The sequence below is a fragment of the Acinetobacter sp. YH12108 genome, from assembly GCF_013419055.1.
Classification (GTDB): Bacteria; Pseudomonadota; Gammaproteobacteria; order Pseudomonadales; family Moraxellaceae; genus Acinetobacter.
In genome coordinates this window covers 1-10,025 of sequence record NZ_VPAW01000044.1, presented here as the reverse complement: position 1 = coordinate 10,025, position 10,025 = coordinate 1, and the positions used below count along the sequence as shown (strand labels likewise).

At 33.7% G+C, this 10,025-nt stretch carries 12 protein-coding genes and 1 pseudogene; 10 read left to right on the top strand and 3 right to left on the bottom strand.

Going from position 1 to position 10,025, the window contains the following annotated elements:
* Positions 1-125: 125 nt before the first annotated feature.
* The 3 genes from FTU46_RS16215 to FTU46_RS16205 form a co-directional block, all read right to left on the bottom strand.
* Positions 126-1,100, bottom strand: coding sequence for a S9 family peptidase (locus tag FTU46_RS16215; RefSeq protein WP_257224673.1), 975 nt, complete (start codon positions 1,098-1,100; stop codon positions 126-128).
* Between the two features lie 108 nt (positions 1,101-1,208).
* On the bottom strand, positions 1,209-2,138 hold the full coding sequence (locus FTU46_RS16210) for an NAD-dependent epimerase/dehydratase family protein (RefSeq protein ID WP_180074862.1): 930 nt from the start codon (positions 2,136-2,138) through the stop codon (positions 1,209-1,211).
* A 124-nt stretch (positions 2,139-2,262) separates the two neighbouring features.
* Positions 2,263-3,177 carry a LysR family transcriptional regulator gene (locus tag FTU46_RS16205; RefSeq protein WP_180105329.1) on the bottom strand — a complete coding sequence of 305 codons (915 nt, stop codon included), beginning with the start codon at positions 3,175-3,177 and terminating at the stop codon, positions 2,263-2,265.
* 122 nt (positions 3,178-3,299) lie between these two features.
* Here FTU46_RS16205 and FTU46_RS16200 point away from each other — a divergent pair, with 122 nt between their 5' ends.
* The 10 genes and pseudogenes from FTU46_RS16200 to FTU46_RS16155 all read left to right on the top strand — a co-directional run.
* Positions 3,300-4,229, top strand: a complete 930-nt coding sequence (locus tag FTU46_RS16200) for a VOC family protein (protein ID WP_180105328.1) — start codon at positions 3,300-3,302, stop codon at positions 4,227-4,229.
* A gap of 9 nt (positions 4,230-4,238) precedes the next feature.
* Positions 4,239-4,586 (top strand): Rieske 2Fe-2S domain-containing protein, encoded by a 348-nt coding sequence (locus FTU46_RS16195; protein ID WP_180074859.1) that lies wholly within the window; start codon positions 4,239-4,241, stop codon positions 4,584-4,586.
* The gene (locus FTU46_RS16190) at positions 4,587-5,162 is read left to right on the top strand and encodes a cupin domain-containing protein (protein WP_180074858.1); all 576 of its coding nucleotides are present in this window, start codon (positions 4,587-4,589) and stop codon (positions 5,160-5,162) included.
* Positions 5,163-5,166: 4 nt separating this feature from the next.
* Positions 5,167-5,943: an SDR family NAD(P)-dependent oxidoreductase gene (locus FTU46_RS16185; RefSeq protein WP_180074857.1), complete on the top strand. Its 777-nt coding sequence runs from the start codon at positions 5,167-5,169 to the stop codon at positions 5,941-5,943.
* Positions 5,944-5,945: 2 nt separating this feature from the next.
* Positions 5,946-6,926: a fumarylacetoacetate hydrolase family protein gene (locus FTU46_RS16180; RefSeq protein WP_180074856.1), complete on the top strand. Its 981-nt coding sequence runs from the start codon at positions 5,946-5,948 to the stop codon at positions 6,924-6,926.
* A gap of 62 nt (positions 6,927-6,988) precedes the next feature.
* Entirely contained in the window at positions 6,989-7,906 is a 918-nt protein-coding gene (locus FTU46_RS16175; protein WP_180074855.1) for a transporter, read from the top strand.
* 96 nt (positions 7,907-8,002) lie between these two features.
* Positions 8,003-8,326 (top strand): NIPSNAP family protein, encoded by a 324-nt coding sequence (locus FTU46_RS16170; RefSeq protein WP_180105327.1) that lies wholly within the window; start codon positions 8,003-8,005, stop codon positions 8,324-8,326.
* Between the two features lie 430 nt (positions 8,327-8,756).
* A complete protein-coding gene (locus FTU46_RS16165) occupies positions 8,757-9,044 on the top strand; it encodes a DUF3861 domain-containing protein (protein ID WP_180105326.1) in 288 nt (95 codons plus the stop codon).
* Between the two features lie 47 nt (positions 9,045-9,091).
* Complete coding sequence (locus FTU46_RS16160; RefSeq protein WP_180074854.1) at positions 9,092-9,364, top strand: DUF2798 domain-containing protein; 273 nt, start codon at positions 9,092-9,094, stop codon at positions 9,362-9,364.
* Between the two features lie 206 nt (positions 9,365-9,570).
* Positions 9,571-10,025, top strand: a pseudogene (locus FTU46_RS16155) (IS6 family transposase); the annotation flags it as partial.

The following is a 10,025-nucleotide window of genomic DNA, read 5'->3' as shown; positions in this document are numbered from 1 at the left end:
CTAGACAAAATGACACCAAATGAGTTTTACTATGATCAGCTACCCCAACAAAACAAGGTGGCTTAACTAGAGCGGAATATCACTTATAAATACGCTTTTAGTTGTTCAAACAAGTGGAACCACCTCTATTGCTCAAAAGTTTCATATGCATATTTAAGAGGAATCTGACGATCATTTTCACCATGTGTTACAAGAAATGGCACTTTGATTTTTTCTACGACTCCATTTAAATGCATGTTTTCTGCTTTTTTAAAGAAATCATCAAGATCGGTAGCGCCGAACACCCACTCCACATGTTTCCAGTAATGAGGTACAGGGTTTTCTCCCTCACGTTTTAAACGGGCTTGCTGAACAGCACGCCAATCATGATTTGCTCCCCAAACAGCGCCACAAGCAAATCGAGGTTCGTATGCAACTACTCGGGGAGCGTAATATCCACCTAAAGAAACACCTAGAGCGCCAATTCGATTTGTATCAACTTCTTCTTGTTTAAATAACCAATCAATAACTTTTGAGCCCCAAACTTCTGCATTATAAACAGCTGGCAAATTTTGCAGACGAATGGCTTCACCTGTTCCTGGTTGATCTACAAATAAAATACTTAAACCACGTTTTAGGAGCATGTCTGTAATCGGAGAGGTATACAGAATTTCTTTACTAGAATCGAGACCATTCATCATCACGACTACTGGTAGCTTTTCACCGTTTTCTGAAGTATTTTTTACATATAAAGCTGAGAGATGAGAATCTTCATAAGGAATCTCAACACGAATGCAATTTGATCTTTTATATTGACGTGAGAACTCAAAACATTCTAAAGATTTAGCATAAATTTCAACACGCTCTTTATTTCCATGTTCTTGCATTCGTTCAGCTATGGAATAATATAAGCCTGCTCTCTGATATTTATCACCTGCTGAAAAATTTCTGTTCTTTGTCAGATCTAATTCAGCCAATTCTACCAAGTTGTCAGCATATTTTTTCCAAGCATGCATGAATTCAACTGTACCAATGTCGTCACCATTTTTGGATGCATCCAATATAGGTTTGCAAATTTCATCAATTTCACCCATATGACCACCATGACTAATCGCAATCATAGTAGTTAGGCTCCAAACATAGTTTGTTGGAAAATACTGGAACATAGTGAACCTCTTAATTAAAGTAAATTTGATAGAAATTAATTTGTGTTTTCAGATCACAAATTTTTATTCATAAACTCGTCTTATCAATGCGGATATAGAATGGTCATTAAAGAAACCTTTACTTTCCGAATAAGAACTTATAAGGGGGGGAAACGAGCCAAAATTGGCTTGAATATATGGATCAATGTCGTAACTAATTAATGAAATTTTATCTTCATTGAAGTAATTGCTAATTTCTTCAATAATTTCTGAAACAGTTAAATAGAGAACAGGAAGTTGTATAACTCTTCGCGCATTTAATGCTGTAAAATCATTAAAAGCGGCAAAAATAAAGTTTTCAGCAGCACAGTCTGCTGATAACCACCAAGCGGTAGCTTCTTTTGAAACTGGTAAAATAATATGCTCATTGTTTTTAAGCGACCAAAAAATCTCGCTCATAAAAGAAGAAGCAAAACCACTAGCTTTTTCCGGTCTTGCTACAAGCCCTGGTACTCGGAGTGATAAGCCATTAATTATATTGCGTCGTGAAGCATCAGCAATTAAAAGCTCTACGATGGACTTATGGGTTGCATATAAAGTTTGAGGGTTTATCAAATCATATTCAGTAATAACATCTTGAGTATCATTTCCATAAACTGCTATTGAGCTAGCAAAGATAAATTTAGGAGGAACTTTTTGTTTTTCTAATAAATTTAGTATTCTCTGTACACTTAAGAAATTAATATTTTGAGCAACATAAGGTTGCTTTTCAGCGGCAGCACCAGGAATGCTCGCTAAATGGAAAACTACATCTACGTCAGATTTAAATATTTCGTTTAAGAATACAGGTGAGGTTAAATCACCTTCAAAATATTGAAGTTTATGAGAATTCTTCTTCTCATAAAATTTTTGATCAACTAAGCTAATTTTACTAACTTCTGGACGCTTTAGTAATTTATCAATAAGGCGTGAACCTAGAAAACCTTGTGCACCAGTAACGATAATATGTGTCATTCCACAACCCTGAGTAAATAATAACCATACTGTTGTAATGTCAACATTATGGTTAAAAAAAATCCTTTTATTTAGGTTAGGTCCTAACTGTTGTAATGTCAACAATTACTTAAATAATTATCCATCATAAAAACAAAGTATTAGAAAACTCATTCATTATTTTTATCAAAAATTGTAATTCTAAATCATCATTTCTAAATCGATGCCATTGGATACTTTGGTGCATTAAGGGGAAATCAAAAGGTAGAGAAAATAAATATAAATCAGATCTTTGAAGATATTTCTCTCCTAAACGTTTGTGTACAATAGCAATATATTCTGAATCCGAAATTAATTCTGGTATCGATGAAAAACTAAAAGTAGTTAAAGCAACTTTTCTTTTTAATTTCATTTTCTTTATAGCAATCGATTCAACAGAATCTAAGTTTTGTGGTGGCTTCATAACAATATGCTTTTCACCTTCAAAATCTTGCAAAGTCAAAGCTTTTTTCTTTTTTAATCGCGGATGATTTTTAGATGCAATACAAACAAACTCTTCAGTATATAAGTTCTCATGAGGGTGTTTTTCTGTCAAATATTGAGAAGGTATGATTAGCAAATCGGCTTCATCACTTTCCAAGGTCTTTACTGGATCAATAGATTGTGGTTTAAAATCAAAATTAATTTTATAACCTCGGTCTTTTATAAACTGCAGGAAAACAGGTATAAAAGTCACTAAAGTATAATCAGAGAGACATAAGGTAAATGACATCTCCAGAGTATAGGGATCAAATTCTGGTGGTTGAATAATTTGATGATCTATAGACATTAAAATTAATTTTACAGGCTCCACCATTTTTTTTGCTCTTGGCGTTAGCTCCATTTGTTTACCAACCTGAATTAATAACTCGTCATTAAAATAATTCCTCAGTCTAGCTAATGCGCTACTAGCAGTCGATTGAGTTATAAACATTTTTTCTGCAGCTTTACTAACATTCTTTTCTTCTAAAAAAAGATTTAAAGCTACTAGAAGGTTTAAATCTAGATTCTTGTATCTCATTCCATTTTCCAATTATGTATTGATTCCATCAATACAATCTATTGTTTTAAATCATTTGTGTAAATACAAGATAGAAATTTATGATTCATTCTATGAATATAATTTATACAAGGAATTGAATGATGAAAATCATTGGCCCAGATGCTTTAGTTTTCGGTGTTCCAAATTTTCTTGAGTGTTGCACATTTTTGAAAGACTATGGTTTAAAGGAAACTCTTTTAGATGAAACTCAAGCTATTTATTCTGCATTAGATGGGACTTCAGTTCATCTTTTTCATGAGGATTCTTCTCTTCTTCCATCCGCATTAAAATCAGGTAGCTTCTTAAGAAAACAGGTTTATGGTGTACAAGAAGCTTATGACCTAGAACTTATTGAAGCAGAGATATCTAAAGACCGTGTAGTTAAAAAGAATATTGATGGTTCTATTGAATTTAATGATGATTCAGGGTTTGCTCTTAAATTTCAAATTACTCAGAGAGTGACCCTAAATTTACCACATGAAAAAGTAAATTCACCCGGTGCTACTCCCCAAAGGAAACCTAATGAATTAGGTTTAAATAAAGTCATTAATGTAGCTCCTAGAACATTAAGTCATATAGTCCTTTTTGTACCTAATGGTGAACAGGCCTCTAAATTTTATTGCAATCGCCTAGGATTCAGAACTACAGATATTTTAGAGGGTGTAGGTCCCTTTTTACGTCCATCAGCAAATGATGACCATCATAGTCTATTTCTGATCCAGACTCCTGAGCATATGCAAGGTATCGAACATTTTGCTTTCCACTTGGCTGGGCCAACAGAAGTGATGTTGGCTGGTACAAGATTCTTAGAAGCTGGTTATACACCTTTTTGGGGGCCAGGTAGACATAACTTTGGCTCAAATTGGTTTTGGTATTTCAATAGTCCTTTAGGTTGCCATATCGAATACGACGCTGACATGGATAAACATGATGACTCATGGATGCCAAGAAGTGTGCCTTTTAGTGCTGAAGCATCTCAAAGATTCTTATTCAAATATGCTGAAAAGTGGGCTCCTGGAGCAGATCACTAATACTTAGTTATGAAAGTAAAAAGTGAATTTTTATGCGATCTAAATGAATTAGAACCTTTATACACAAGAGCGTTTTACTCAACTTTATATCAAAAAAAAGTCATAGTTCTTTTGTATGAAAAACAAATTTACGCATGGCTTGATGCATGTCCTCATTATGCCCAAGCCACACCTATGTCTTGGAAAAATGATCAGTACTTAAGTGAAGATCATAAGTTTATTAAATGTTTTGCTCATGGCGCTTTATTCAATTTTCAAACAGGTGATTGTGTACAAGGTCCGTGTATGGGCAAAAAGTTAACTTCAGTAAACATAGCAATAGTTAATAACCAATTATATTGTTTAAGGAATATTTAGATGGAATTTAAATTAATAAAACGAGTTATCACTGGTCATAACCCTGAAGGAAAAGCTATTGTTCTCGATAATAGTGTTCTTAAAAACGTCCATAATCTTAAAAGTGCACCGGGAACAGTATTCCATGAGGTATGGAATACAGAAGCTAGTGTCTCAATCTCAGCAAATACTGATGATGTTACAACCGGAGCATTGATACTACCGCCTCCTACGGGAGGTACTCGCTTTCGATTTGTAGATATTCCACCAGATCATGAATATCTACATAAATTATCCCCAGACGATCTAAAAGCTACATTTAAAGAAATTGGTGATGATAAAGCAGGAACTTCATCAGCTGAATCAAAACATCCATTAATGCATAGAACAGAAACGATTGATTATGGAATCGTTATTAGTGGAACTATCACATTGATTCTGGATGATGAAGAAGTAGAAGTTGGCGAAAATAGTGTAATTATTCAAAGAGGTACTAATCATGCTTGGTCTAACCGTACAGACCATGTTTGTCGTATCGCCTTTATTTTAATTGATGCTAATTATGATACACAGTTATCGCACCAATTTTCTGGTTAAAAAAATGGACTTATTTAACCTTAAAAATAAAGTCGTCCTTATTACAGGTGCTTTAGGTGGAATAGGTGAAACTACTGTAGATTTATTCATCGAATATAACGCTACAGTTATTCTTACTGATATCAACCAGGAAAAATTAAAAGAAAGAAAACAACTCTTTCAAAACAAAGGGAAATTGGTTGATATTTTCCCTGCAGATATTTCCAATGAAGAAGATATCAAAGACCTCACTGAATATATCATTAATACCTATTCTAGAATCGACTCTCTAGTATTTTGTTCTGGTATTGAGGGATTGTGCTCAAGCCATACTGATTTAGATTTTAATAATCTAAAGAAAATATTAGATATAAATCTTCTCTCGGCAATAAAACTAACTAATTTATTAATTCCAATAATGGAAAAAAATAAACCAGTTGGCGGAAGCCTAATTTTTATTTCAAGTATTGCCTCAATTAGAGGAAATAAGTCTTTAGGTATTTATGGAATATCTAAAGCTGGACTAAATCAACTAGTCAGAAATATTGCAGTTGAATTTGGATCACTGAATATTAGAGCAAACGCGATCTTACCAGGACTAATTAATACGCCTTTGGCAAGAGAGTTATTGGACAAACCAGACTTTATAGAAAAGCGCTTACTTGCTACTCCCTTACGTCGTGTTGGACAACCTTATGAAATAGCGAGCATCGCCCTCTTATTAGCGAGTAATGGTGGTGCTTTTATTACTGGACAAAACATAGTTGTAGATGGTGGTACAACAATTTCGGATGGAAATTAATTATGAAATTTGCAACCTATGATAATGGTACAACCTACGGTGAACTCTACCTTGTTTCAAAAGATGGAAAACGAGTACTTTCTGTACAACATATTGTTCCAAACTTATTTGAAGCAGTAAAAAACTGGTCTACCGTATATCTTGACCTAGCTGAGTACTATAGAAAAATAAATGAGGGTTCAGTTACTACTTCTGAAATCGAATTAAGTCGCTGTATAGCCCCACTGCCTCAAACAACTCAATTTTGCGATGCATCAGCTTTTAAAAACCATGGGCATTTAATGGCTCAAGCTTTCAATATTGAAGAACATATTGATGCAGATAATTGCCCATTAATGTATCAAGGTGCTTCTGATGACTTTATTGGACCATTCTGTGATGTCGCTTTTTTAAATAAAGAAGATGGTATCGACTTCGAAGGTGAATTTGCTGTTGTGACTACAGAAGTTCCTATGGGTGTATCGGCACATAAAGCAGCTGATTTTATAGTGTTAATCCTTCAGTTGAATGATTGGAGTTTAAGAGAACTAGGTCCCAGAGAAATGAAAACAGGTTTTGGTTTTATCAATGCTAAACCTAGTTCATCTTTTGCTCCTTTTGCGATTACCCCTGATGAGTTAGGTGAATATTGGAAAGATGGTCGAGTTCACCTTGAGTTATTTATCCAACTTAATAAAAGAAATTTTGGTCACGCCAATGGTCGAGAAATGGATTTTAGTTTTGGAGAGCTAATCGCTCATGCCGCTAGAACACGCAAATTAACTGCTGGAACGATTATTGGATCAGGAACTGTTTCTAATAAAGATGAAACGGTAGGTTCGAGTTGTCTTACTGAACAACGGATACGTGAAATTCTAAAAATTGGAAAAATACAAACACCTTATCTCAATTTTGGTGATGAAGTATTTATGGAAGCTAGAAGTCCAGATGGAAAAGTTAAACCATTTGGGTTTATTCAACAAAAAGTTATTAAAGCGATTTAGTAGCTTAATGCACAAGTGCTTTAGGAAAATTTGTGCTTTTTTTTTAGAAAGGGATTGAAAAAATGTTCGAAAAAAACTATTTAAAATATTTATTAGCTGCATCTGCAATGTTACCTGCGATAAGTCAAGCAGCTGAGCATGGCAACTCTACCTACGCACCTGGCTCTGCTCAATATTTTATCGCTGACTTTCCCCCTCAGCCAGGAAATTATTTACAACTTTTATCTTTCTACTCGGAATCTAAACAGTTGAATGATCATAAAGGGGATGAAATTAAAGGTACAGATTTAGATTTATCTGTATTTGCGCAAACCTTACGCTTTATCACTGTATGGGATTCACATTTGTTTGGAGCAGATGTTGTTTCATCAGAACTAATTGGAACATTTGTTAATGTCGATAATAGCTTCAATACTCCTTATGGGCGATTATCAGACAAAGATAATGGACTAGCTGATGTAATTTTTGGCCCCTTAATTTTCCAATGGAATCTAGGAGAAAAGAAAAATTGGCAAACTGTAGCAGCTTTAAATTTTGCACTTCCGATTGGTTCTTACTCTAATGGCGCAACTTTGAATGTTTCAAATAACCGTTTTGCAATCCAACCTGTTTTTGGCCTTCGATATAAAAATGAAAATGGATTAGATATAGGAGTTTCACCTCGTGTTTCTTTTAACTGGGAAAATGAAGACACAAATTATAAAACAGGTACGGAATTTTTCTTAGATTACATGGCTGGTTATAAAGTAGGACAATGGGAACCTGCAATAGTGGGTTATTATTCAACACAATTTGAAAATGACAAACAGAATGATGTTGAGATTGCCAACTCTAAAACTGAAGGTTTTGCAATTGGTCCTGCTATCCAATACCAGTTTAAAAATGGAGCATTAATTAGTGCTAGCTGGCAAAAAGATATTGTTGCAAAAAATAAATCAAAAGGTGATGGTTTTTATTTGTCTGCAGCAATTAAATATTAAACTGATTCAAGACTAAGAGAGCATTTTTAAAATGGCTGCTCTCTTAAATATTTTATAGCTAATTTATGTTGTTTAATTATCAAAAGAGAAATGCATATGATTTATCAACTTCGAATATATACCTTAAAAAGTAAAGAAGCTGCTCAAGAGTATCTTGAAATTTGGAAAAGCCACATTGTGAGTTTAGCCAAATTTAATATAAAAACACATGCTGTGTATCTTGATCGAGCTACAGAACAGCAAGTCATTGCTTTAGTCAGTTATGAGGATGGGACTGATCCAATAGCTGTTACCAAAAAATATATGACTAGTCCAGAATTTCATAGTGATATGAAAGGTTTTGACTTTCATAATTTTTTAAATGTGGAAGAAATATTGCTGATTGAATCAACTTATAATCGTTCATTGAGTTTAGAATAGCGACTTGTGTGAATCTAGCGATATTAAATTAATAATCCTATTTTAAGGATATTGATATAGGTAAAAAATTACTAAATGGTGGATACAGCCTTAGTATAATAACCATTTATTTAATCTCATTTTAAAGTATACAATTTTTTTGTGTAGAAAAATTTGATCGTATTCGTAAAAAAGCTACGATTACGGTCTCTGCTATTAATCATTTAAATGGTCAAAGAGAGTGATAAACTTTTGGCCGTTTAGAGACTCGAAGTGAAATCTATACTAGTGATCAATATTTGGATATTTATCGTGTGATGGAAAACTTTAAATTAGTCTTGTGATTCAAATTAAAAGTAATACCTTAGACTGGCTAAACAATCCGTTAAATTGCTACAAGTATTAATCAAACTGCTATTGATATTAGTTGTAATAAAAATTAGGAAGTATCATGAAACAACATAAATATGAAGTTACTGTACAACATATAGAAGATGCAAAAGGTCAACCCTCAACTTACACTGAAAACCTTATTTTTACTGCTTACAATCATGATGACATTTTTAAAGTTTTAGAGTATTTACAGAAGAAAGAACTAATAGATAAAGAATCAATGAAAGCTTTTGCAGTGGGAGTAAAGTTTATGGGTGAAGTATTATTAGAAAATAAAGACATACCTTTATTCAAAGAATTTTTACCACATTTTTTTGAGTTTATTAAATCACTCAAAAAACTCTAAATCTTCGAAATATTTAGTTTAATTTTTTGCATTTCAGTTGATCTTATATGAAAAAATCTTTTTTCAAGGAAATACCAAAGATACATGCTAAACATCTTTCTTGGCTTATGCCTCTATTTTTATCTGCTCTAATGAGTGGATCACTTTCTTGTTTTAATCTTATTATAAATAAAGGATTAGTAGAAGGGTTTATTCTCAAATGGTTCTCATCTTGGATGCTATCTTGGGGCGTAGCTTACCCACTAATTTTAATCTTCATTCCATTTGTAAGAAGATTTTTAATGCTGATCGTTAAGGATCCTAAAGAATCGAAAAAGTAATATTCATATACATTTTGATACTTATAGGAAAGGGTATCCTCCTTAAATAACCGAAGTTAAAAGTATAGGTTAAGCAGCCATTAGAGGTGGATTTTCTTTGTTAGCTTGATGTGGTCGTTCATAATTGTAATGCCACAGCCAACGGCACTGTTGCAAATAGGCTGACATGATAAGTTAAATATCTTATTTATTTCGAGATACAGCAGATGAGTCCCTTCCAGGGTCGGCACTTTCAAGGTGAAATCATCCTTTGGGCTGTTCTTTGGTATTGTAAATATGGCATCAGCTATCGTGAACTTCAAGAAATGCTCGCTGAACGAGGCGTAAATGTGGATCACAGTACAATTTATCATTTGGTTCAGCGTTATGCTCCAGGAATGGAAAAATGGTTACGCTGGTATTGGCGTAATCCTACAGATTTACATTCATGGCATATGGATGAGACTTATATCAAAGTGAAGGGGCGATGAACTTACCTGTATCGTGCAGTTGATCAACGTGGTCATACGATTGACTTTTACCTTTCCGCTAGAAGGAACAGTAAATCAGCCTATAGTTTTCTAGGAAAGATCTTCAATACGGTGAAAAAATGGCAAATTCCACGGGTCATCAATACAGATAAAGCAGCGACCTATGGCCATGCTTTATCACGATTAAAGCG

What these genes read in the sequence shown, in the direction of transcription:
- FTU46_RS16175 (WP_180074855.1), top strand. Translation starts at nt 6,989, where the DNA reads ATGTTCGAAAAAAACTATTTAAAATATTTATTAGCTGCATCTGCAATG.
- FTU46_RS16195 (WP_180074859.1), top strand. Translation starts at nt 4,239, where the DNA reads ATGAAAGTAAAAAGTGAATTTTTATGCGATCTAAATGAATTAGAACCT.
- FTU46_RS16185 (WP_180074857.1), top strand. Translation starts at nt 5,167, where the DNA reads ATGGACTTATTTAACCTTAAAAATAAAGTCGTCCTTATTACAGGTGCT.
- FTU46_RS16190 (WP_180074858.1), top strand. Translation starts at nt 4,587, where the DNA reads ATGGAATTTAAATTAATAAAACGAGTTATCACTGGTCATAACCCTGAA.
- FTU46_RS16205 (WP_180105329.1), bottom strand. Translation starts at nt 3,177, where the DNA reads ATGAGATACAAGAATCTAGATTTAAACCTTCTAGTAGCTTTAAATCTT.
- FTU46_RS16200 (WP_180105328.1), top strand. Translation starts at nt 3,300, where the DNA reads ATGAAAATCATTGGCCCAGATGCTTTAGTTTTCGGTGTTCCAAATTTT.
- FTU46_RS16170 (WP_180105327.1), top strand. Translation starts at nt 8,003, where the DNA reads ATGATTTATCAACTTCGAATATATACCTTAAAAAGTAAAGAAGCTGCT.
- FTU46_RS16215 (WP_257224673.1), bottom strand. Translation starts at nt 1,100, where the DNA reads ATGATTGCGATTAGTCATGGTGGTCATATGGGTGAAATTGATGAAATT.
- FTU46_RS16210 (WP_180074862.1), bottom strand. Translation starts at nt 2,138, where the DNA reads ATGACACATATTATCGTTACTGGTGCACAAGGTTTTCTAGGTTCACGC.
- FTU46_RS16180 (WP_180074856.1), top strand. Translation starts at nt 5,946, where the DNA reads ATGAAATTTGCAACCTATGATAATGGTACAACCTACGGTGAACTCTAC.
- FTU46_RS16160 (WP_180074854.1), top strand. Translation starts at nt 9,092, where the DNA reads ATGAAAAAATCTTTTTTCAAGGAAATACCAAAGATACATGCTAAACAT.
- FTU46_RS16165 (WP_180105326.1), top strand. Translation starts at nt 8,757, where the DNA reads ATGAAACAACATAAATATGAAGTTACTGTACAACATATAGAAGATGCA.